This is a genomic window from Frigoribacterium sp. CFBP 8754, from assembly GCF_014841815.1.
In the GTDB taxonomy this organism is placed as follows: domain Bacteria; phylum Actinomycetota; class Actinomycetes; order Actinomycetales; family Microbacteriaceae; genus Frigoribacterium; species Frigoribacterium endophyticum.
Genome location: NZ_JACYUO010000001.1, coordinates 875117 through 897653, shown reverse-complemented (window position 1 = coordinate 897653; position 22537 = coordinate 875117). Strand labels below are relative to the sequence as shown.

Sequence of the window (22537 nt, the reverse complement as noted above, 5' to 3'; positions counted from 1 at the left end):
CCTGCACGGCCGGGCGACAGCGCCACTCCAGGGAGAACCGTCATGACCAAGAAGATCGTCGTCACCGGCATCGGTGCGACCTCGCCCCTCGGCGGCACCGCCGTCGACAGCTGGGCCAACCTCCTCGCCGGCCAGTCCGGCATCACGACCCTCGAGCAGGACTGGGTCGCCAAGTACGAGCTGCCCGTCACCATCGCCGGCCAGGCGCGGACGCCCTCGGCCGACGTGCTCGACCGCCGCGAGACGAAGCGGCTCGACCCCTCCAGCCAGTTCGCCCTCACGGCGGCGCGCGAGGCCTGGGCCGACGCGGGCTCCCCCGAGGTCGTCCCCGAGCGCTTCGGCGTCGACTGGGCCACCGGCATCGGCGGCGTCTGGACCCTCCTCGACGCCTGGGACACCCTCCGCGAGAAGGGCCCCCGCCGGGTCCTGCCCATGACCGTCCCGATGCTCATGCCCAACGGCCCCGCCGCGGCCATCTCCATGGGCCTCGGCGCCCGTGCCGGCGCCCGCACCGTCGTGTCGGCCTGCGCCTCCAGCACCGAGTCCATCGCCAACGCGTACTCGCACCTCCAGCAGGGCCTCGCCGACATCATCATCGCCGGCGGCTCCGAGGCGGCGATCCACCCCATGCCGCTCGCGTCGTTCGCGGCCATGCAGGCCCTGTCGAAGCGCAACGACGACCCGGCGACCGCCTCGCGCCCGTACGACGTCACCCGCGACGGCTTCGTCCTGGGCGAGGGAGGCGCGGCGCTCGTCCTCGAGACCGAGGAGCACGCGCTCGCCCGCGGCGCGAAGATCTACGCCGAGCTGATCGGCGGCGACGTGACCAGTGACTCGTACCACATCACCGCGCCCGACCCCGAGGGCTCCGGCGCGGCGCGTGCCGTCGTCGCCACGCTCGAGGCCGCCGGCGTCGAGCGCGAGCAGGTCGTGCACGTCAACGCCCACGCCACGAGCACGCCGGTGGGCGACATCGCCGAGTACCGCGCCATCAAGCGCGTCTTCGGCGACCACACCTCGAAGCTCGTCGTGTCGGCCACGAAGGCCGCGACCGGTCACCTGCTCGGCGGGGCCGGCGCGATCGAGGCGGTCTTCACCGTCAAGGCGCTGCAGGAGAAGATCGCTCCCCCGACGATCAACGTCACGCAGATGGACGACGAGATCGACCTCGACGTCGTGCTCGGCGAGCCGCGTCGCCTCCCCGACGGCCAGATCGTCGCGATCAGCAACTCGTTCGGCTTCGGCGGCCACAACGCGGTCATCGCGTTCCGCTCGGTCTGACCCCGGCGCGACGCGCCGCGACGCGTCGCGGCGACCACGACGAAGGCCGGCACCCGCGAGGATGCCGGCCTTCGTCACGCGACCCGGGAGGCGCGGGTCGGCCGAGCGGTCAGCCCACCTTGTGCAGCCACACGACGGGGTTCCCCTCGCCGCTGTGGCGGAACGGCTCGAGCTCGTCGTCCCACGCCTGCCCGAGCGCGAGCCGGAGCTCGCGGTGCAGCTCGAGGGCGTTCGAGCCTGCGATGTCCATGGCGTACCGGATGCGGTCCTCGGGGACGACCGTGTTGCCCGCGGTGTCCGTCTGCGCGAAGAACACACCGAGGTCGGGCGAGTGCATCCAGCGCCCGCCGTCGTTCTCGGCGCCCGGGTCTTCGGTCACCTCGTAGCGGAGGTGCTCCCAGCCCCGGAGGGCAGAGGCGATGCGGGCACCCGCGCCCTCGTCTCCCTGCCAGGAGAACTCGGTGCGCTGGGAGCCCTTCAGCACGGGCTGGTCGACCCACGCGAAGTTGACGGCGTGCCCGAGGGCACGACCGACTGCCCACTCCACGTGTGGGCACAGTGCACGAGGGGATGAATGCACGTAGAGCACTCCCCGAGCCATTGCAGCAGCCACGATTCCTCCATTCGGTCAGGTGCGACTTCCCCATCGACCTCTCGAACGGTGCAGCGCGGCTGCGATCGTTGCTCTCGTGCGTGTTCAGTTGTGCGCGGGCGAGCCCGCTGGGGAGATCATCGCAGATGCCGCCCGTGCATCACAACCGTGTAACAGCTGTGCACCCGGGCGCGTCGGGGTGGGCGGACACGGCACACGCGGCGGGCCGCCCCGTCACTTGGCCTGCGAGTAGTCGTCGACCACCGCCACCGTGAGCGGGAAGCGCACCGGGGCCGAGCCGAAGAGGAGGCGCCCGGCCTCCGCCGCGGCCTCCGTGACGATCTCGGCGACCTCGGCCGCCGCCTCCCTCGGTGCCTGCAGCACGACCTCGTCGTGGAGGAAGAAGACGAGGTGGGGAGCGCCGTCGCCGAGGTGGCCCCAGCGGTCGTGCACCCGGGAGCGCAGCGCGCCCATCCAGCACAGGGCCCACTCCGCAGCCGTGCCCTGGACGACGAAGTTGCGCGTGAAGCGGCCCCACGAGCGCGCGTCGCGGTCGACGGCGGCGCGAGGCATCTCGGGCGGCAGCTCGTCGGCGGCGTCGGCCGGCGAGGGCGAGGTGCGGCCGAGGAGCGTGCTGACCACACCGCCCGCCTCGCCCGTCCGCGCCGCGTCCTCGACGAACTGCATCGCCTGGGGGAACCTCCGTGCCAGCCGGGGCACGAGGCGCCCGCTCTCGCCCTGGGTCGCGCCGTACATGGCGCCGAGCATCGCGACCTTCGCCTCGGCGCGGCTCGCGACGGCACCGCTCGCGACGATGCCCTCGTAGAGGTCCCCCTCCCCCGCGGCGGCCATCGCCCGGTCGCCGCTGAGGCCGGTGAGGATGCGCGGCTCGAGCTGCGAGGCGTCGGCCACGACGAGCGACGAGCCCGGGTCGGCCACGACGGCGGCGCGGACCGCCCTCGGCAGCTGCAGCGCGCCTCCCCCGCTCGTCGCCCAGCGACCGGTCACGACGCCGCCCGGCACGTAGTCGGGGCGGAACCGGCCGTCGCGCACCCACGCGTCGAGCCAGGCCCAGCCGTTCGCGACGAGCAGCCGCTGCTTCTTCTTGTACCGCAGCAGGGGCTCGACGACGGGGTGGTCGTGCCGCTCGAGCTCCCACTTGCTCGTCGACGCGGCCATGACGCCGGCGCCGTGCAGCGCCCGGACGAGCTCGGCGGGCGAGTCGGGGTTGAGGTCGGGCGCCCCGAGGGCCTCGCGCACCTCGGCGAGGTCGGCGCGCGTCCGGCTCGGCCGCTCGCCCGGCGCGGGCCGCGGCCCGAGGATCTCGGTCAGCAGCCGGTCGTGCACGACGGGCGACCAGGGCACGCCGCGGTGGCGCATCTCGACCGCGATCAGGGCCCCCGTCGACTCGGCGGCCGTCAGCAGCTCGAGCCTGCCCCGCCCCTCGGCGGCCTCGATCGCCGCGCGCTGGCGGGCGAACTCGGCCGCGGGGTCGGGGAGGGACTCGGGCAGGACGTCGAAGAGCCCGTCCCGCGGGGACTCGCTCGCCTGGGGCACGTCCCACGGCCCCCGAGGGGCCCCGTGCAGCTCGGAGCCGACGGTGGCGGCCGAGGCCCGCAGCAGGGCGTGGCACAGGCGCAGGTCGACGCAGCGGGCGACCCGGACGCCGGCCTCGAGGAGGCGCGGGTACCACCGCGGGGTGTCGTCCCAGACCCAGCGGGGCCGCGACGCGACGTCGGGGTCGGCCTCGCGCCTCCTGACCACCTCGGCGAGCTCGCCGTCGGCGACCGTGCGGGAGGGGCCGGGGGCGAGCGCGGCGCCCGGGGCCTCGCGGCTCCACGGGGTCAGCTCGACGTCGCCGTCGTCGAGACGGCGGACGAGGATGAACACCCGTCGATCTTGCCACCTGACGGGGGCCCGCCCGGCCGCACCCCGCGCTACTCGTGCAGCGGGGCCCCGGCCGTGTCGAGCACGGTCTTCTCGCCCGCCTCCACCGCGACCGTGAGCCGGTTCTGCGGCGGCGGCACCGGGCAGTTGAACGCGTAGCTGAAGGCGCAGGGCGGCAGCACCGCCCGGTTGAAGTCGAGCACGATCGTACCGTCGTCGGACGGCGTCGGGAAGAGGAAGCGGCCGACGGAGTAGGTGCTGTCGCCGGTCGTGCCGTCGGAGAAGACGAGCTGGAGGCGGTCGCCCTGACCGGCCGGGAACGCGACCAGCTCGTGCTCGACGCCGTCCAGGGTGACGCGGATGACGCCGGACAGCGGCTTCGGCCGGCTCAGCTCGAGGTCGGCCTGGTGGCGGATGTCGACCTGGGCCCCCTCCTCGCTGCGGACGAACTCGGCGGTGACGACCCAGGCCGGGTCGTGGCGGAACGCGTCGATCTCGCCGAAGCGGCCGATGTCGGGCGACGCGGCGTCCCAGACGCGGAGCGCCCAGCTCGTGCGGTCGTCGTTCGCGACCACGGTGCCGGTGACCGTGTCGGAGAACCGCACGCTGCTCGGGATGACGGCGTCGTCCCCCGAGACCAGCACCGATCCGTCGACGAGGTCGCCGTCGACCACGATCCCGTCGGAGGCGGCGGCCGTGACCCGCAGGCCGGAGACGCCCGCGGCGGTCGGCTCCCACGTGCCCGGCACGCCCCAGATCGGCTGGGGCGAGTCGACCCACTGCGTGTTCACGAGGGCGAGCGGGCCGCGGGCACCGACGACGTGGGCGTGGCGGAGGGCGCGGAAGCGCTCGAGCTCGACGGCCGCCGACGCGGAGTCGGGCGTGCGGGGCGCGGTGTCGGGCGTGCGGGGCACAGCGTCGGGCGTGCGGGGCGCGGCGTCGGGGGTGCGGGGCGTGGTGTCGGCCATGGGTCCTCCTGGGTCTGTCGGGGTGAACCTCGCGGGGCGTCCGATCATGCCCCGCGGCGCGGCGCGGAGGGCCGTGCCGCGGCGCGGCGGGCTACGGCGTCGTGTCGCCGCCGAGGCGGCGCAGCTGCTCGGCGAACGGCACGACGTCGGCGAACGGGTCGTCGCGCTCGGTGTCGTGGCGGGCGACGAGGGCCGCGAACTCGCCGGCGGCGCGGCTGACGCGCTCGGGCAGGCCGGTCGTCGTCTCGTCTCCCCCGCCCCAGTCCTCCGAGGCGGCGAAGACGGCCGTCGGCGACACGACCGCCCGCAGGTACGAGAACAGCGGCCGGAGCGCGTGGTCGAGCACGAGCGAGTGGCGCGCCGTGCCCGCGGTCGCCCCGAGCAGCACCGGGGTCCCGCTCAGGGCGTCCTTGTCGAGCACGTCGAAGAACGACTTGAACAGGCCGCTGTACGACGCGGTGAACACGGGAGTGACCGCGATCAGGCCGTCTGCCCGCGCGACCTGCTCCAGGGCCGCGGCCAGCGCCTCCGGAGCGAACCCCGTGAGCAGGGCGTCGGTGATCTCGTGCGCCAGGTCGCGCAGCTCGACGACCTCGACGCGCGCGGGCGTCCCGCCGGCGAGCAGCTCGCGGGCGGTCGCCTCGGCGAGGCGGTCGGCGAGCAGCCGCGTGGAGGAGGGCTGGCTGAGCCCGGCGCTGACGACGACGACGGTCTTGGTGCTCACGGGGTGGTGCTCCTGTCTGGGGTGCTGGTGCTGGTGCTGGTGCTGGTGCTGGTGGTGCTGGTGCTGGTGCTGGTCCGTGCCGGGGCTCCGGCCGGCGCTCAGCGCGCGGTGGCGACGGGGTCGGCCTCGCGGAGCGCCTGCGCGTCGAGCGCGGCGGCGTCGGCCGCGGCCACCCGCGAGGCGTGGGTCGGCGCGTCGGGCACGCCGGGGGCGCGCCGAGCGTCGAACTCGGCGCGCAGCACCGGGACGACCTCCTCGCCGAGGATGTCGAGCTGCTCGAGCACGGTCTTCAGCGGCAGCCCGGCGTGGTCCATCAGGAACAGCTGACGCTGGTAGTCGCCGACGTACTCGCGGAAGCCGAGGGTGCGGTCGATGACCTCCTGCGGGCTGCCGACCGTGAGGGGCGTCTGCCGGGTGAAGTCCTCGAGGCTCGGCCCGTGGCCGTAGACGGGGGCCTGGTCGAAGTAGGGGCGGAACGCGGCCTTGGCGTCCTGCGAGTTCTTCCCCAGGAAGACCTGACCGCCGAGGCCCACGATCGCCTGGTCGGCGCGGCCGTGGCCGTGGTGCTCGAAGCGGGTGCGGTACAGCTCGACCATCTGCTTCGTGTGCGAGGCGGGCCAGAAGATGTGGTTGGCGAAGAAGCCGTCGCCGTAGTACGCGGCCTGCTCGGCGATCTCGGGGCTGCGGATGGAGCCGTGCCACACGAACGGCGCGACGCCGTCGAGGGGCCGGGGAGTCGCGGTGAAGCCCTGCAGGGGCGTCCGGAAGTGCCCCTTCCAGTCGACCACGTCCTCCGTCCAGAGCCGGCGCAGCAGCGCGTAGTTCTCGATCGCGAGGTTGATGCCCTGGCGGATGTCCTTGCCGAACCAGGGGTAGACCGGGCCGGTGTTGCCGCGGCCGAGAGTCAGGTCGACGCGGCCGTTCGTGAGGTGCTGGAGGGTCGCGAAGTCCTCCGCGATCTTGACCGGGTCGTTCGTCGTGATGAGCGTGGTCGAGGTGCTGAGGGTGATCGTCTCGGTCTGCGCGGCGATCCAGGCGAGGAGGGTCGTCGGGCTGGAGTTGACGAAGGGCGGGTTGTGGTGCTCGCCGGCGGCGTAGACGTCGAGGCCGACCTCCTCGGCCTTCTTGGCGATGGTGACCATCGCCTCGAGGCGCTCGTGCTCGGTCGGGGTCCGCCCCGTGGTCGGGTCGGTCGTGATGTCGCCGACGCTGAAGATCCCTAGCTGCATGGTGTCCACCCTAGCTCAACTGCATGCGTTTGCATGTAGTTGTCCGAACGCGCGTTTCCCCCTCGGCATTCCCGCCCCGAGGGTCCTCTCTCTCTCTCTCTCTCTCTCGACCGCGTCGCCGGCTCCCGCCCCGCGCCCGGCGCCCCCTGTCGGCAACTCCCGCTCCCCGCTCCCACCCCTCGTGTCGGCAACTCCTGCTCCCCGCTCGCACCCTCCTGTCGGCAACTCCCGCTCCCCGCCCCCACCCCTCGTGCCGGCAACTCCTGCTGCCTGCCTCCGGCACCGCGACTCCCCCGCCGCGCGCAGCACAGGGCAGGAGTTGCCGACCGTGCACGAGGGGCCCCAGAGCGCCCACGGACGAGCCCCCGCGCCAGCCGTGTCCGGCCACCTCGTCATCGCCGGGCACGCCCTCCACGGCCCGCCCTGTCGGCAACTCCTGCTCCCTGCGTCCGACACCGCGACTCCCCCCGCTCCGCGCACCACAGCGCAGGAGTTGCCGACCGAGCGCGGCGATCCCGAGACCAGCGAGGAGTCGCGATAGACGGAGGCGTGCCCGTCGCGCACCCGACGCACCGGGGCCCACTCGATCGGCTCAGGTGTGTCGGCAACTCCTGCTCAGGCGCGCCCGTCCCGGCCGACGGGGCCGCTCCGGGGCACGGAGCAGGAGTTGCCGACAGGCCGGAGGGCGGCAGGCGAGACGGGAGGCGGGCGCTCGGACGAGGAGGGTCGCGGACGAGGAGGGTCGCGGACGAGGAGGGTCGCGGTCGAGGGGTCCGGTCGGGGGCCCGGAGGTCGTGGAGGGAAGGACGCCGCCCTCCGGCGCGGACGGGGCGCCCGAGCAGGACGAGGAGAAGGAGGAGCGGGTCAGGCCAGCGGGGGCGCGAGGCGGAGGAAGCGCTCGGCGACCTGGGCACGCTCGACGGGGCCGTCGCCGTCACGGTCGATCTGCGGCGAGTCGAACTCGACCCACCAGGTGCGGGCGGACCCGCCGATGGCGGAGACTCCCTGCCAGGCCGAGCCGCCGGCCCGGAGCACGACGCCGGTCGGGCCGTAGGGGAAGGGCGACGCGGCGTCCTCGTCGGAGTCGAGCACGTACACCTGCGCCCCGATGCCCATGCGGGCCGGGCCGGCCGCGGGGCCGTCGTCGTCGGACTGCAGATCGCGCGGTCGCCTCGTGAACATGCGCACATCGTGCCACAGGCACCTCAGCGCGAGGCGCGAGACGCGAGGAGCGAGGAGCGAGACGCGGCGCACGACGACGCACCGCATCGACACCAGTAGGGCGGACGGGACTTGAACCCGTGACCGATCGATTATGAGTCGACTGCTCTAACCGGCTGAGCTACCGCCCCCCGCCGACCCGTCGGGCCGCCGAGGCGGGTCAGGCCGGGTCGACCTCGGTGGTGGGTGCCACCGGCTGACCACGATACAGCCCCTCGAACACGCTCAGCGTGCGCTGGATGTCGTGCCCCTGGATGACCCGCAGGCTGGCCCTCCGCATCGCGAGGTACTCGTCGTCGGGGAGGGTCAGCACCCGGGTCAGCTTCGCCGCGAGGTCTCGGCTGTCGCCGGGCCGGAAGAGGTGCCCGTTGACGCCCTCCGTCACGAGGTGCGGCAGCGCCATCGCGTCGGCGACGACGATCGGCAGGCCCGACGCCATCGCCTCGAGGCTGGCGATGCTCTGCAGCTCGGCGATCGAGGGCATCGCGAACACCGTGGCGTCGGTGAGCGTCTGCCGCAGGTCGTGGTCGGACAGGTACCCCGCGAACGTCACCCGGTCGGAGAGGCCCAGGTCGACGGTCAGCTGCTGCAGCTGCTTCATGAGGTCGCCCCCGCCGACGATCGTCAGCGTGGCGCCGAGGGCGGGGTCGAGCTGCGTCACGGCCCGGAGCAGCACGTCGATCTGCTTCTCGGCGGTGACCCGGCCGACGAACACGATGCGGTTCTCGGCCGGGCGGTCGGTCCTGGCGGTGTAGTCGGCCGCGTCGATGCCGCACGAGACGGCCAGCACGCCGTGCACGTCGACGGCCCGTTCGAGGAAGTCCGCGGCGGCCTGGGTCGGCGTCGTGATGGCCTCGACGCGGCGGAAGGTCGAGCTCGCGTCCTTCCACGCCAACGCGACGGCGGTGGCCCGGAGCCCCTGGGGCAGCCCGGTGTGCTCGAGGAGGTTCTCGGGCATGAAGTGGTTCGTCGCGACGGCGCGGATGCCGAGGCGGTTCGCGACGCGGACGACCGCGCGCCCGACGACGATGTGCGACTGGATGTGCACGACGTCGGGCTTCACCTGCGCGATGACGCGCTCGGCGTTGCGCTGCGCCCGCCACGGGGTCGCGAAGCGCAGCCAGTCGTGCAGCGGCCAGCGCGTGGAGTACAGGCGGTGGACGGTCAGGGTCGTGCCGGCGTGCTGCTCGAGGAACGTGCCGTGGCGACGCGTGGCCGCCGGGGCCAGCACGTGCACGTCGTGGCCACGGTCGGCGAGCCCGACGGCGAGGCGCTCGGCGAAGTTGGCGGCGCCGTTCACGTCGGGCGGGAAGGTGTCGGCGGCGATCAGCACGGTGAGGCGGGCGTCGGAGTCGGCCTCCGGGTGGGTCGGCGCGGCGGGATCGGGGGCGTCGGTCACGTCTCGGGCGTCCTTCGTGAGGCTCGGTGGTCAGGTCGAACGGTGGTCAGGTGAGGCGCGGGTCAGGCCGAGGAGGCGCGGGTCGTGCCGAGGAGGCGCGCGCCCGGTGGGCGGCCCGCTCCCGACGCGGCGTGGCCACGCTAGCTCAGGTCTTCTTCACGGGCTGGTATTTGGCCAGCTGGAACACGCCGTAGACGGCGACCGCGCCGGCGAGCAGGAAGAGCACGACGGCGACGGCGGGCGCGGTCGCGGCCTCCCCCAGCACGACGATGCCGATCGTGACGGCGATGATCGGGTCGACCACCGTGAGGCCGGCGATGACGAGGTCGGGCGAGCCCGACGAGTAGGCGTTCTGCACGAAGTACCCGCCCAGGGCCCCGGCGGCGAGGAGCATCACGAGGCAGACCACGCTGAGCCAGTCGAACTCCCCCGCCGTGATCCTGTTCAGGACGACCTTGGCGAGCGTCGCCACGAAGCCGTAGAGCACCCCGGCCCCGATGATGTAGAACAGCGCGCTGCGGCGACGGCGCAGGAGCACGAACGCCCCACCGAGCAGGGCCCCCACGACGAGCAGCAGCACCAGCACCGTGACGAGCTGCGGGGTCGTGATCGGGCTCTCCGTGGCGGTGAAGGCGGCGACGGTCGCGAACAGCCCGATGCCGCCCACGCAGATCGCGATCGAGCGCTTGACCCTGCCGGTCAGCCGACGCCCCGTCACCCTGGCGTTGACGAGGGCCGTGACGACGAGCGCGACGGCGCCGAGCGGCTGCACGACGAGGAGGGGCGCGATCTTCAGGCTGGTGAGCTGGAAGACGATGGCGAGGCCCAGCATGGCCGTTCCCATCACCCACGAGGGCCGCCCGAGCAGGGCGAGCACCTGGCGCACCGACATTCCGCTGTGCGCCGCGCCGAGCCGGTGCTCGACCTTCGCGACGCCCCGGCTCTGCAGCTGCGCGCCGATGGACAGGAAGACGGCGCCGACGAGGGCGAGCGGGATGCCGAGCGCCTGGTACGGGGTCAGCGAGACCTGGGCGGTCAGGTCCCCGAGGTCAGCGCTCACGCGACCACGGTAGCGGGCGTGTCGTCGATAGTCTGGACGAATGGCCGTACGTCCCATCTCGATCACGGGTGATCCCGTCCTCCACCACCGCGCCTCCGAGGTGCTCGACATCGACGACGAGCTGCGCACGCTCGTCGCCGACATGTTCGAGACCATGGACGCCGCTCCCGGGGTCGGCCTCGCCGGCCCGCAGGTGGGCGTGGGCCTGCGCCTCTTCGTCTGGTCGTGGATCGACGACGACGGCGGCGACCAGCGCGGCGTCGCGATCAACCCGACCCTGTGGCAGAGCCCGCTGACGATCGAGCCGCTCGACGACGAGGGCGAGTCGGAGGGCTGCCTGTCGATCCCGGGCGAGCGCTTCCCGCTGCGCCGCGCCGACAGCGTGCTGCTCCGGGCCACCGACCTCGACGGGCGGCCGTTCGAGATCGAGGCGGTCGGCTGGCTCGCCCGCATCTTCCAGCACGAGTACGACCACCTCGACGGCGTGCTCTACGCCGACCGTCTCGAGCACCCGTTCCACAAGGCGGCCGTCAAGGCCGTGAAGCGCGCGAGCTGGGGCGTGCCCGGCAAGACCTGGCTGCCGGGCGTCGACCACCTCGACGACTGATCGGCGTCGTCCTCATACGACGGCACGCCGGGGCCGGCCCGCGACGCGGTGCTGACCCCGGGGAGTCGCGGGCTGGCTTCCGCAGGCCCGCCGCGCACCAGCCAGGCCGGAGGGGCCACGAGCCTCGACACTCCCCCAGGAACGTGAAAAGGCCCAGCGGGTGGAGCCGCTGGGCCTTCGCTCCCCGACTTGGACTCGAACCAAGAACCTGCCGGTTAACAGCCGGCTGCTCTGCCAATTGAGCTATCGAGGAATGGCAACTGCTGCGAACCTGAGTTCTCAACAGCGGGTCCAACTGTAGCGCACATCTGACCTCCGGATGTACACCGGGCGCGCGCCGGGCGCGTCGCGCCGCGGCCCCTGCCCCCACCGCCCGCGGGCGCCCGTGGGACCGGACCTCAGTAGCCGGCGCGCGGGTCGACGACCCCCGCGAAGTCGCCGTCGCCGGCCAGGGCGCGCACGTTGTGGCGGATGCGGCCCGCGAGCAGCGGCGCCGTCATCTCGGGGGTGTCGGCCTGGTGCGGCGTCACGATCGCCCGGGGGTGCCCCCAGAGCGGGTGCCCGTCGGGCAGGGGCTCGGGCGACGTCACGTCGAGGCCGGCGCCCCAGAGACGCTCGTCGTCCAGGGCGGCGACCAGCGCCTCCGTGTCGACGAGGTCACCTCGCGCGACGTTGACCAGGACGGCCCGCGGAGGGAGCAGCGCGAGCCGCCGGGCGTCGACGAGGCGCGCCGTCTCGGCGGTCGAGGCCGCCGCGAGCACGACGACGTCCGCGTCGGGGAGCACCTCGTCGAGCTGCTCGACGGTGACCGTGCGCTCGGCGCCCGCCACGGGCTCGGCCGACCGGCGGACCACCGTCACGCGGCACTCGAAGGGCGCGAGCAGCCGCAGCAGCTCGCGCGCGATCCCTCCGGCGCCCACGACGACGACCCGTCGGCCGTACAGCGAGACGCCGCGCTGCTCGGTCTGCCACGAGGTGGCCTGGACGCGCGAGGGCACGACCCGGAGCAGCGAGAGGACGAGCATCAGGGCGTGCTCGGCGACCGGCTCGGAGTACGCGCCCTTCGCGCTCGTCCAGAGGGGCCGGGGGGCGTCGGCGTGCCGGGCCAGCACGTCGGAGAAGGCGTCGACGCCGGCCCAGGGCAGCTGGACCCACTCGATGCCGGGATGGGCGGCGAGTGCCGCGTCGAGGCCGGCGACGTCACGGTACGACAGCCAGATCAGGCCGCGCGTATCGGGGCCGAGCGGGACGAGCGAGCCCCCGGCCTCCTCGACCGCGGCCACGAAGACCGGGGACTCCCGCGGCGCGACGGTGACGGCGCCCGGGCGGGGTCGGCGGTCGGCGGGCAGGGCGGCGACCACGTCGGTGGAGCGGTGCCCGCGGGCGACCGGAACGTCAGCGCCCCCGGTCATCGCAGGTCTCCCCCGGCGATCTGCCCGGCATCGCCGTCGGCGTCGCCCTCGGCCTCGCCGAGCGGGCCGGCCGAGCCGACCGCGCCGCTCGAGCCCCGTCGGATGACGTCGATCGGCGACGTCTGCGCGAGCACCTTCACGTACGGGTCGACCCCGTCACGCAGCACCTCGTCGATCTGACCGTGGCCCACGAGACGGCCCCCGCGCATCACCGCGACCCGGTCGGTCACGGCGCGCGCCTCGGCCACCGACGAGGTGACGACGACGGCCGAGAACTGGCGGTCCTCGTGCAGGTTCTTGATGACGTCGAGCACGGCCTGCCGCACCAGCACGTCGACCCCGCGGGCGGGCTCGTCGGCGACGAGCAGGCTCGGCTCGAGCACGAGCGACCGCGCGAGCGCCACGCGCTGCCGCTGGCCCGAGCTGAGCTCCCACGTCTGCTTGAGCATGACGCTGAGCGGCAGGTGCACCGCGTCGACGAGCGTCGACGTCAGACGACCGGCCTCCCGTCGGTCGAACCGCTTGTCGCGGAGGTAGATCGGCTCGGCGATGGCCTCCCCCACGGTGAGGTCGGGGCTGAGCGCCTCGCCGTCGTCCTGCGCGAGGTAGCCGACCACGGCCGTGAGCCGGTCGCGACGACGCGGCGACGCCCGCAGGAGGTCCTGGCCGAAGACGCGGGCGGCGCCGCCGACGATGCGGGGCCGCCCCTCGGGCGCCCGGCCGCGGCCGACGAGGCCCGCCAGGGCGAGGGCCAGGGTCGACTTGCCCGACCCGCTCTCGCCCAGCACGGCGATGATCTCACCGGGCGCCACCGAGAGCGTGACGCCGTCGACCGCGCGCAGGGCGGGGCTGCCGGCACGCGCCGGGTACTCGAGCGAGAGGTCGTCGGTCACGACCGGTCGCGACAGGTCGAGGTCGAGCCCCGCCACGGTCAGGCCGCGCCCTCGGCCGCTACCCGGTCGAGCTCGGCGAGGTGCTGCCGCCTCGCCGCCTGCTCGGCCGGGTCGGGCACGGGCAGCGAGGCCAGCAGCCGCTGCGTGTACAGGTGCTCAGGGGCGCCGAGCACCTGGTCGTTCGGCCCCATCTCGACCATGTCGCCGTGGTAGAGCACGCCGATGCGGTCGGCGAGCATGTTGACGACGGCGAGGTCGTGGCTGATGAACAGGGCGGCGAACCCGAGGTCGGACTGCAGCTCGCGGAACAGCTCGAGCACCCGCGCCTGGACCGACACGTCGAGCGCGCTGGTCGGCTCGTCGGCGATCAGCAGGGTCGGCTCGAGGGCGAGCGACCGGGCCAGGCTCGCACGCTGACGCTGGCCGCCGCTGAGCTCGTGCGGGTACCGGTCGCCGAACGCCCGGGGCAACTGCACGGCCTCGAGCAGCTCGTCGACGCGCTTCCGCGCCGCACGGGCGTGCGGGGCACGACCGTGCACCACCAGGGGCTCGGCGACGCACTCGGCGATCGTCAACAGGGGGTTGAAGCTGGAGGCCGGGTCCTGGAAGACGAAGCCGATGTCGGCGCGGCGGGGCTTGAAGTCCCGCTCGTGCACGCCGTTCATCTCGACGCCCAGCACCTCGAGCGACCCGCCGGTGACCTTGGTCAGCCCGGCGATGGCCCGGCCGATGGTCGTCTTGCCCGAGCCGCTCTCGCCGACGAGGCCCAGCACCTCTCCCTTAGCGATGGAGAAGTCGACGCCCTTGACGGCACGGAAGCCGCTGCGGCCGAAGCGGCCCGGGTACTCGATCTCGAGCCCCGTGGCGCGCACGACGACCTCGCGGTCGGCCTCCGCCGCCTGCACCTGCGCGCCCCGCGCCTCCAGCTTGGGCACGGACGCCAGCAGGCGCTTCGTGTAGTCGTCCTGCGGCGCGGCGAAGAGGTCCGTGGCGGACGCCTGCTCGACGACGCGGCCGAGGTACATCACCGCGACACGGTCGGCCAGGTCGGCGACGACGCCCATGTTGTGGGTGATCAGCACGATGGCCGTGCCGAACTCGTCGCGCAGGTCGCGCAGCAGGTCGAGGATCTCGGCCTGCACCGTCACGTCGAGGGCGGTGGTCGGCTCGTCGGCGACGATGACCGACGGGTTCAGCACGAGCGCCATCGCGATGACGACGCGCTGCTTCTGCCCGCCCGAGAACTGGTGGGGGTAGTGGTCGACCCGCGTCTCCGGGTCGGGGATGCCCACGCGGCGCAGGATGTCGACGGCGCGGGCCTTCGCGTCCTTCCGGCTGACCTTGCCGTGGGCGCGGATGCCCTCGGCGATCTGCCAGCCCACGGTGTAGACGGGGTTGAGCGCGGTCGAGGGCTCCTGGAAGACCATGGCGACCTCGGTGCCGCGCAGCTCGCGCACCTTGCCGGCGCCGACCGAGAGCACGTCGCTCCCGCTCAGCACCACGGCGCCGCTCGCGGTCGCGGTCTCGGGCAGCAGCCCCAGGATCGTCTTGGCCGTCACGGACTTGCCGCTCCCCGACTCCCCCACGATCGCGAGGACCTCGCCGGCGCGGACGTCGAGGGTCACGCCCTGGACGGCCGGCACGTCGCCGCCGTCGGTCGCGAACGTGACGCGCAGGTCGGTGATGCCGACCGCGACGTCGCGCTGGTCGCGAGGCAGGTCGTGCGAGGCGTGGCGGACCGCCACCGCGCCTCCCGCGCTCGTCGTGCCGCCGGCCGTGGTGCTGGTGTCGTCGCTCATGCGGGGACCTCCGTCGTCTCGGCCGGGGCCTGCGCCGCGGACGTCGTCTTCTTGCGCCCCGCACGACGACGCGTCCGGAGGCGCGGGTCGGCCAGGTCGTTGAGGCTCTCGCCCACGAGGGTGATGCCGAGCACCATCAGCACGATCGCCGAGCCCGGGAACACGCCCGTCCACCAGATGCCGCTCGCCGTGTCGCTGAGCGCCCGGTTGAGGTCGTAGCCCCACTCCGCGGCCGAGGTCGGGCCGATGCCGAAGCCGAGGAACCCGAGGGCGGCCAGGGTGAGGATCGCCTCGGAGGCGTTCAGGGTGAGGATGAGCGGCAGGCTCCGCGTGGCGTTCCGCAGCACGTGCCGGAACATGATGCGCGGGGTGCTGCTGCCGACGACCTTGGCCGACTCGACGAAGGCCTCGGCCTTCAGGCGGACGGCCTCGGCGCGGACCACGCGGAAGTACTGCGGCACGTAGACCACCGTGATCGAGATGCCGGCGGAGAGGATGCCGCCCCACAGGCTCGACTGCCCCCCGCTGATGACGATCGAGATGACGATGGCGAGCAGCAGCGACGGGAAGGCGTAGACGGCGTCGGCGACGACCACGAGCACGCGGTCGAGCCAGCCGCCGAGGTAGCCCGAGACGAGGCCGAGCACGACGCCGATGGTGATCGAGAGGACCACGGCGACGACGATCACGGCGATCGCCGTCCGGGTGCCCCAGACGACCCGGCTGAAGACGTCGTAGCCGCCCACCGTCGTGCCCCAGAGGTGCATGGCGGAGGGGGCGGCCTGACGGGCGAAGTTGCCGTCGGCGTCGCTCAGCTGGCCGAAGCCGTAGGGCGCGATGAGGGGGGCGAAGAGGGCCAGGACGATGAAGACGACGCAGAGCACGAGGCCGGCGACGAGCATGCCGCGCTGGAGCCCGACCGAGCGGCGGAGGTGCGAGACGACCGGGAGGCGCTTCCAGAGCGGCTCGCGGCGGTCGGCGAGGACGGCGGTGGGGACGGTGGACATGTCAGTACCTCACTCGCGGGTCGATGAGAGCCGCGATCACGTCGACGACGAAGTTGGTCACGGCGACGATCACCGCCAGCACGGCCACGATGCCCTGCACGGCGACGAAGTCGCGCGCCGACAGGTACTGCTGCAGCTCGAAGCCGAGGCCGCGCCAGCCGAAGGTCGTCTCGGTCAGCACCGAGCCGCCGAGCAGCATGGCGATCTGCAGGCCCATGACGGTGATGATCGGGATGAGGGCGGGCTTCAGCGCGTGCTTGCGGACGAGCCGGAACTCCGAGACCCCGCGCGAGCGGGCGGCGTCGACGTACTCGGAGCCGAGGGTGCCGATGACGTTCGTGCGCACCAGGCGCAGGAAGATGCCGGCCGTGAGGAGGCCGAGGGTCAGGGCGGGCAGCACGGCGTGGCTCAGCACGTTCGTCGTGATGGTGGCGTTGCCGATGCGCAGGGCGTCGATGATGTAGATGCCGGTGGGGTTCTCGATCCGCCCCAGGGCGATGCCCACCCTCGTGTCGGCGCGGCCGCTGAGCGGCAGCCAGCCCAGCCAGACCGAGAAGACGAGCTTGAGCAGAAGGCCCGCGAAGAAGACGGGGGTCGCGTAGGCGAGGATCGCGAGGATGCGCAGCACGGCGTCCGGCCAGCGGTCGCGCACGTAGGCGGCGAGCATGCCGAGCGGGATGCCGATGACGAGGGCGACGATCAGGGCGTAGAAGACGAGCTCGACCGTGGCCGCGCCGTACGTGACGATGACCTCGCTGATCTGGCGGTTGTCGGTCGCGGTCGTGCCGAAGTCGAGGCGGACGATCTGGCCGAGGTACTCGAGGTACTGGACGATGATCGGCCGGTCGTAGCCCGCGGCGTGCAGACGCTCCTGCAGCTGCGCCTCGGTGAGGCGGCCCCCGACGGAGGCGGTGATCGGGTTCCCGACGACCCGCATCAGGAAGAAGACCAGGGTGACCAGGATGAAGACGGTCGGGATGATCAGGAGGGCCCTGACCACGAGGTAGCGGCCGAGGCCGCCGCCGGCGGACTTCCGCCTCTTCTCGGTGGTCGTCGGGGGCGTCGCGGGAGCTGTGGCGCTCCCGGTGAGCACTGTCACGTCACTGTGCCTTTCGTGGTGGTGCGGAGCGGACGCGGGAAGGGGGCGTCCCGCCCGTGGGCGGGACACCCCCTCCGCGTCACGCGGTGTCTCGGTCGGTGCCGACCCGCTCGTGGCGGGTCAGCGGTGCGGCCGTCAGCGGCTCAGGGCGCCGTAGCGGAACTTGAACGACGCGTCGAGCGTGTCGTCGACTCCCTGGATGTCGGAGGCCGAGACGACGACCTGCGTGCCCTGGAGCAGCGGCAGCGTCGGCAGGTCGGCGGCGACCGCGTCCTGGATCTGGCCGATGAGCGCCGTGCGGGCGGTCTCGTCGGACTCGGCGATCTCCTGCGTGAGCAGGCCCTGCACCTCGGCGTCGTCGTAGTGGTTGCCGACGAAGTTGTCCTTCACGAAGAACGGCGACAGGTAGTTGTCGGCGTCCGAGAAGTCGGGGAACCAGCCCAGCTGGTACACGGGGTAGGCGTCCTCGCGGCGCTCGCTCGAGTAGGTGTCCCAGAGGGTCGACTGCAGGTTGACGGTGAAGAGGCCGGTGGCCTCGAGCTGCGTCTTGATCAGCGCGTACTCCTCGTCGCTCGAGGCGCCGTAGTGGTCGGGGCTGTACTGCAGGTCGATCGACACGGGCGTCGAGACGCCGGCGGCCGAGAGGGCCTCGGTGGCCTTCGCCACGTCGGCTCCGCCCTCACCGTCGCCGTAGAGCTCCTTGAGGGGCTCGGTCGCGCCGGTCAGGCCGTCGGGGACGACCGAGTAGAGGGGCGTGTAGGTGTCGTTGTAGACGTCCTTGGCGAGGGCCGCGCGGTCGACGCTGTCGGCGACGGCCTGGCGGACGGCCAGGGCCTTGGCCGGGTCGGCGTCGGGCTGCGTGGCGCCGAAGGGCTGGGTGTTCAGGTTGAAGACCATGTAGCGGATCTCGCCGCCGGGGCCGTTGTGCACCGTCAGCGAGTCGTCCTTCGCCAGGTCGGCGAGGTCGGTCGGGCTGAGGCTGCGGTTGGCGACGTCGACGTCGCCCTCCTGCACGGCGAGCTTGAGGTCGGTCTCCTTGGTGTAGTACGTGGCCGTGATCGAGGAGGCCTTCGGAGCGCCGAGGACGCCGTCGTACGAGTCGTTGGCCTCGTACTGGATCGCCTCGTTCTCCTTGTAGTCGGTGATCGAGTACTGGCCCGAGAAGGCGTCGCCCGAGACGATGTCGGCCGGGGCGGTCAGGCTCGTGGCCGAGAAGACGTCCTCGTCGACGATGGGGCCGGCGGGGCTCGAGAGGATCTGCGGCCAGGTCTGGTCGGCGCCCTTGAGGTGGAAGACGACGGTCGTGTCGTCGGGCGCGTCGGTGCTGTCGAGGTTCGCGAGCAGCGACGAGGGGCCGTTGTCGTCGGCGATGGCGAGCTGGCGGTCGAACGTGAACTTGACGTCGCTCGAGGTGAGCGCGTTGCCGTTCGCGAAGGTCAGGCCGTCCTTGAGGGTGACCGTGTAGGTCGTCGGGTCGGTGAACTCGGCGGAGGCCGCGAGGTCGGGCTCGACGTCGGGGCTGCCGTACGGCGAGTTCATCAGGAAGCCGAAGACCTGGTTCTGCACGGCGAACGAGCCGTTGTCGTACGAGCCGGCCGGGTCGAGCGAGGTGATGACGTCGGTGGTGCCGACGCTGATGCCGTTCAGCGCGTCGTCGGCGGCGTCGCCGCCTCCGGACGCGCAGCCGGCGAGGACGAGGGCGGTGGCGGCGACGCCACCGGTGATCGCGAGGACGCGACGGCCGAGCCTGATGTCGGACGTTGTCATATCCGGTTGCCTCTTTCTCTGGGTACGAGGGGCTCCCGACACCGCTGCTGTGAGGTGCGGCCGTTTCTGGGAGTGCTCATTGGTAACACACGCCCGGCCTCGGGTCGTAGCCCAGGCCGGATCGTTAACAAGACGGCAACGAACCTTGCCACGTGGTCTGGTCGTCGCGGCCTCGCGTGTATGCGCTTCCAGCGCGGTGCCGTCGCGATCGCGGGCCGCCGCTGTCGCGGGTCGTCGCGATGGCGGGTCGTCGCGATGGCGGGTCGTCGCCATCGCGGGCCGTCCAGACCGCGGCCCGTCGCGCTACTCGGCGCGGACGGCGCGCCGCTCGGCCTCGACCTCGACGAGCCGACGCTGCAGCTCACGGTGCCGCTCGGGCTCGGCCTTGACGTCGGTGCGCTGGAACTGCCCCATCAGGTCCGCCTTCTGCCGCAGGAGGTCGCGCTCGACCAGCGAGGAGACGATGCCGCGGCAGTAGGTGGTGATCTCCCGGCCCTCGCGCTCCGGCAGCGGAGCGACGGCGAGCTCCTTCGCGAGGCCCGCGTAGTACTCGGGGGTCTGGTCGAGCACCACGTCGAGCCACCGCGGGTCGCCGAAGCTGTCGAGGCTGACCGCGACGGCGTCCTTGACCACGTCGAACGACGCCGTCGCGAGCGTCGCCCGCGTCGCCCGCTGGATCAGCTCGAGGCCGACGGCGGCCGGCTGCTGCAGGATCGCCATCAGCGCGTCCCGCTCGAGACGGGTGGTCAGGTCGCCGGGCAGCGTCATCAGGCTGGGCCCCGCGGGCTCCTCGGGCAGCGGCGGCAGGCTGGTGATGGACTGACGCCCGTCGGAGACGCTCTTCGGCTGGGCCCGCTCGAGGGCGGCCACGGCACCGGAGGCGCGGCGCGCCTCCTCGACGCTGGTCGCGACCTCCCCCGGGTCGAGCCCCAGCCAGCCCGCGAGCGAGCGGACGTAGCCCTGGGTCATCGACCGGTCGCGGATGCCGGCCACGACGGGAGCCGCGGCGCGCAGGGCGGCGACCCGCCCCTCCACCGTCTCCAGGTCGTGGGCGTCGAGCACGCGGCGGATCATGAACTCGAACATCGGCCGCTTCGTGTCGACGAGGCGGCGGACCGCGTCGTCGCCGCGGTTGAGCCGCAGGTCGCACGGGTCGAGCCCGTCGGGCGCGACGGCCACGAAGGTCTGTGCCGAGAAGCGGCTCTCTTCGGCGAAGGCCCGGGAGGCGGCCCGCTGTCCGGCCTCGTCGGGGTCGAAGGTGAAGACGACCTCACCGGCCGTCGACGTGTCGGCCCCGCCGACGTCGCCGAGCATCGGGCGCAGCAGCTTGATGTGGTCGACGCCGAACGACGTGCCGCAGGTGGCGACGGCCGTCGTGACGCCCGCGAGGTGGCACGCCATGACGTCGGTGTAGCCCTCGACGATGACGACCTGCTTGCCCTTGGCGATGTCGCGTCGGGCGAGGTCGAGCCCGTAGAGCACCTGCGACTTGTGGTAGACGGGAGTCTCGGGCGTGTTGAGGTACTTCGGGCCCTTGTCGTCGTCGAGCAGGCGGCGCGCGCCGAAGCCGATCGTCGAGCCGGTGACGTCGCGGATCGGCCAGAGCAGACGGCCCCGGAACCTGTCGTAGGGGCTGCGGTCGCCCTGGCTGAGCAGGCCCGCCGTCACGAGCTCCTCGTCGGTGAAGCGCAGGCCCTTGAGGTGCGAGCGGAGGGCGTCGAACGACTTCGGCGCGAAGCCGACCCCGAAGCGCTCGGCGGCTGCCGGGTCGAAGCCCCTCTCGCCGAGGAAGCGTCGGGCCGGGTCGGCATCGGCCGCCGTGAGGTGCTCGACGAAGAACTCGCGAGCCGCCTCGTTGGCCGCCAGGAGACGCGCCCGGTTGCCGTGGTCGCTCGCCTGACCGCCGTCCTCGTAGTGCAGGGCGAAGCCGATGCGGCCGGCGAGGCGCTCCACCGCCTCCTGGAAGGTGGTGTGGTCCATCTTCATGACGAAGCTGTAGACGTCGCCGTCCTCGCCGCAGCCGAAGCAGTGGTACCGGCCGACCTGCGGCCGCACGTGGAAGCTCGGGCTGCGCTCGTCGTGGAACGGGCAGAGGCCCTTGAGGCTGCCGACGCCGGCGCCCTTGAGCGTGACGTGGTCGCCGACGACGTCGGCGATGTTGGTGCGCGAGCGCACCTCGTCGATGTCGTCCCGCTTGATCAGCCCTGCCACATGTCGATCCTAGGTCGGGGGGCCGACACGGGAGCTGTGCCCCGGAGGCCCGTGTGCACGGGTGCGGTGTCGCTCGGGCGCGTCACCGGGAGCCGACGAGGCGGTCGTGCCAGGCCATGGCGCTCTGGTCGGTCAGCGACGCGACCTGGTCGACGACCACGCGGCGGCGGGCGGCGTCGTCGGAGGCGCTGGCCCAGTCGGCCGCGAAGCCCGCGTCGAGCTCGGAGTCGCCCCGCTGCCAGAGGGACTCGGCGAGGGTCGTCAGCACCTCGCGCTGACGCTCGTAGATGGGCTGGCGTGCACCCTGGGTCATCACGAACGCCGCGGTGATCCCCTTGAGCACCGCGATCTCGCCGATGACGTCGGGCGAGATGACCATGCTCGCGCGGAACCGGATGAGCGACTCCTCCGCGTACGACTCCCGGGTCGACTGCGTGGCCGAGCCCGCGAAGCGGCCGATGAGCTGGCTGGTGAGGTTCTTCAGCCGGGCCTGGTCGAGCCGGCCCCCGTCGTACGACCGCAGCCAGAAGGGCTGGCGGCGCAGCCGCTCGAACGCCTCCACCAGCTCGTCACGGCTGAGCTCGCCGCCGACCCAGGCGTGCATGGCCGTCACGAGGTCGTCGTGGCCGTCGAGCGAGCCGAGGCTCGAGACGTCGACGTAGCCGTTGACCACGGCGTCCTCGAAGTCGTGCACCGAGTAGGCGATGTCGTCGGAGAGGTCCATCACCTGGGCCTCGATGCAGCGACGGCGGCGAGGTGCCCCGGTGCGCAGCCACTCGAACGCGGCCGTGTCGTCGTCGTAGAAGCCGAACTTCATGCGACCACCGGGGTCGGGCACGCCCTGCGCGGCCGGCCACGGGTACTTGCAGCTGGCGTCGAGGCTGGCCCGCGTCAGGTTGAGGCCGAAGCTGCGACCGGTCGCGTCGATGACCTTGGGCTCGATGCGCGTGAGCAGGCGCAGCGTCTGCGCGTTGCCCTCGAAGCCGCCGATGTCGCGCGACCACTCGTTGAGGGCCCGCTCGCCGTTGTGCCCGAAGGGCGGGTGCCCGAGGTCGTGGGCCAGGCACGCCGTGTCGACGACGTCGGGGTCGAGGCCGAGGCTCGTCGCGAGCTCTCGGCCGACCTGCGCGACCTCGAGCGAGTGCGTGAGCCGGTTGCGCGCGAAGTCGAGGCCCGCGGTGGGGCTCAGCACCTGCGTCTTGGCCGCGAGGCGACGGAGCGCGCTGGAGTGCAGCAGCCGAGCGCGGTCGCGGGCGAAGTCGCTGCGTCGGTTCGAGTGCTGCTCGGGCAGCCACCGCTCGGAGTCGGCGGGGTCGTAGGCGACGCTCACGGCGTGCGGGGACGCAGCGGTCACCGGTCACCTCTCGGTTCGGGGCAGACA

Annotated in this window: 18 protein-coding genes and 2 tRNA genes; 2 read left to right on the top strand and 18 right to left on the bottom strand. The window is 73.0% G+C overall.

Annotated features, from left to right (window positions below; translation table 11 throughout):
• Positions 1-42 precede the first annotated feature (42 nt).
• Complete coding sequence (gene fabF / locus IFT72_RS04130) at positions 43-1281, top strand: beta-ketoacyl-ACP synthase II (RefSeq protein ID WP_056054310.1); 1239 nt, start codon at positions 43-45, stop codon at positions 1279-1281.
• 109 nt (positions 1282-1390) lie between these two features.
• Here fabF and IFT72_RS04125 read toward each other — a convergent pair whose 3' ends face one another.
• The 9 genes from IFT72_RS04125 to IFT72_RS04085 form a co-directional block, all read right to left on the bottom strand.
• Complete coding sequence (locus IFT72_RS04125; protein ID WP_056054307.1) at positions 1391-1882, bottom strand: DUF3145 domain-containing protein; 492 nt, start codon at positions 1880-1882, stop codon at positions 1391-1393.
• Between the two features lie 225 nt (positions 1883-2107).
• Positions 2108-3763, bottom strand: coding sequence for a bifunctional 3'-5' exonuclease/DNA polymerase (locus tag IFT72_RS04120; RefSeq protein ID WP_371741160.1), 1656 nt, complete (start codon positions 3761-3763; stop codon positions 2108-2110).
• 47 nt (positions 3764-3810) lie between these two features.
• Positions 3811-4728 (bottom strand): DUF1684 domain-containing protein, encoded by a 918-nt coding sequence (locus IFT72_RS04115; protein WP_192045629.1) that lies wholly within the window; start codon positions 4726-4728, stop codon positions 3811-3813.
• Between the two features lie 91 nt (positions 4729-4819).
• Positions 4820-5452, bottom strand: a complete 633-nt coding sequence (locus IFT72_RS04110) for an FMN reductase (protein WP_056054301.1) — start codon at positions 5450-5452, stop codon at positions 4820-4822.
• 98 nt (positions 5453-5550) lie between these two features.
• A complete protein-coding gene (locus tag IFT72_RS04105) occupies positions 5551-6681 on the bottom strand; it encodes an LLM class flavin-dependent oxidoreductase (protein WP_056055849.1) in 1131 nt (376 codons plus the stop codon).
• Positions 6682-7545: 864 nt separating this feature from the next.
• On the bottom strand, positions 7546-7863 hold the full coding sequence (locus IFT72_RS04100; protein WP_056054298.1) for a hypothetical protein: 318 nt from the start codon (positions 7861-7863) through the stop codon (positions 7546-7548).
• Between the two features lie 96 nt (positions 7864-7959).
• A tRNA-Ile gene (locus tag IFT72_RS04095) sits at positions 7960-8033 on the bottom strand.
• 29 nt (positions 8034-8062) lie between these two features.
• Complete coding sequence (locus IFT72_RS04090) at positions 8063-9301, bottom strand: glycosyltransferase (RefSeq protein ID WP_371741159.1); 1239 nt, start codon at positions 9299-9301, stop codon at positions 8063-8065.
• Between the two features lie 145 nt (positions 9302-9446).
• Positions 9447-10361, bottom strand: coding sequence for a DMT family transporter (locus IFT72_RS04085; RefSeq protein ID WP_371741158.1), 915 nt, complete (start codon positions 10359-10361; stop codon positions 9447-9449).
• A 40-nt stretch (positions 10362-10401) separates the two neighbouring features.
• Here IFT72_RS04085 and def point away from each other — a divergent pair, with 40 nt between their 5' ends.
• Complete coding sequence (gene def, locus IFT72_RS04080; RefSeq protein WP_056054287.1) at positions 10402-10968, top strand: peptide deformylase; 567 nt, start codon at positions 10402-10404, stop codon at positions 10966-10968.
• Between the two features lie 180 nt (positions 10969-11148).
• Here the strand turns inward: def and IFT72_RS04075 are convergent.
• The 9 genes from IFT72_RS04075 to IFT72_RS04035 form a co-directional block, all read right to left on the bottom strand.
• Positions 11149-11221, bottom strand: a tRNA-Asn gene (locus IFT72_RS04075).
• Positions 11222-11366: 145 nt separating this feature from the next.
• The gene (locus IFT72_RS04070) at positions 11367-12380 is read right to left on the bottom strand and encodes a D-isomer specific 2-hydroxyacid dehydrogenase family protein (protein WP_192045627.1); all 1014 of its coding nucleotides are present in this window, start codon (positions 12378-12380) and stop codon (positions 11367-11369) included.
• Positions 12377-13273 (bottom strand): ATP-binding cassette domain-containing protein, encoded by an 897-nt coding sequence (locus IFT72_RS04065; RefSeq protein ID WP_371741157.1) that lies wholly within the window; start codon positions 13271-13273, stop codon positions 12377-12379. The genes IFT72_RS04070 and IFT72_RS04065 overlap by 4 nt, the downstream gene beginning before the upstream one ends.
• A gap of 38 nt (positions 13274-13311) precedes the next feature.
• Positions 13312-15072 carry an ABC transporter ATP-binding protein gene (locus IFT72_RS04060; RefSeq protein WP_192045626.1) on the bottom strand — a complete coding sequence of 587 codons (1761 nt, stop codon included), beginning with the start codon at positions 15070-15072 and terminating at the stop codon, positions 13312-13314.
• Positions 15069-16079 (bottom strand): ABC transporter permease, encoded by a 1011-nt coding sequence (locus IFT72_RS04055; protein WP_192045625.1) that lies wholly within the window; start codon positions 16077-16079, stop codon positions 15069-15071. Before IFT72_RS04055 ends, IFT72_RS04060 begins: the two co-directional genes overlap by 4 nt.
• 1 nt (position 16080) lies before the next feature.
• The gene (locus IFT72_RS04050; RefSeq protein WP_156369972.1) at positions 16081-17172 is read right to left on the bottom strand and encodes an ABC transporter permease; all 1092 of its coding nucleotides are present in this window, start codon (positions 17170-17172) and stop codon (positions 16081-16083) included.
• 141 nt (positions 17173-17313) lie between these two features.
• Positions 17314-18945 carry an ABC transporter substrate-binding protein gene (locus IFT72_RS04045; protein ID WP_056054273.1) on the bottom strand — a complete coding sequence of 544 codons (1632 nt, stop codon included), beginning with the start codon at positions 18943-18945 and terminating at the stop codon, positions 17314-17316.
• Positions 18946-19248: 303 nt separating this feature from the next.
• Complete coding sequence (gene dnaG, locus IFT72_RS04040) at positions 19249-21156, bottom strand: DNA primase (RefSeq protein ID WP_167259047.1); 1908 nt, start codon at positions 21154-21156, stop codon at positions 19249-19251.
• An 82-nt stretch (positions 21157-21238) separates the two neighbouring features.
• A complete protein-coding gene (locus IFT72_RS04035; RefSeq protein WP_371741156.1) occupies positions 21239-22510 on the bottom strand; it encodes a deoxyguanosinetriphosphate triphosphohydrolase in 1272 nt (423 codons plus the stop codon).
• Positions 22511-22537 lie beyond the last annotated feature (27 nt).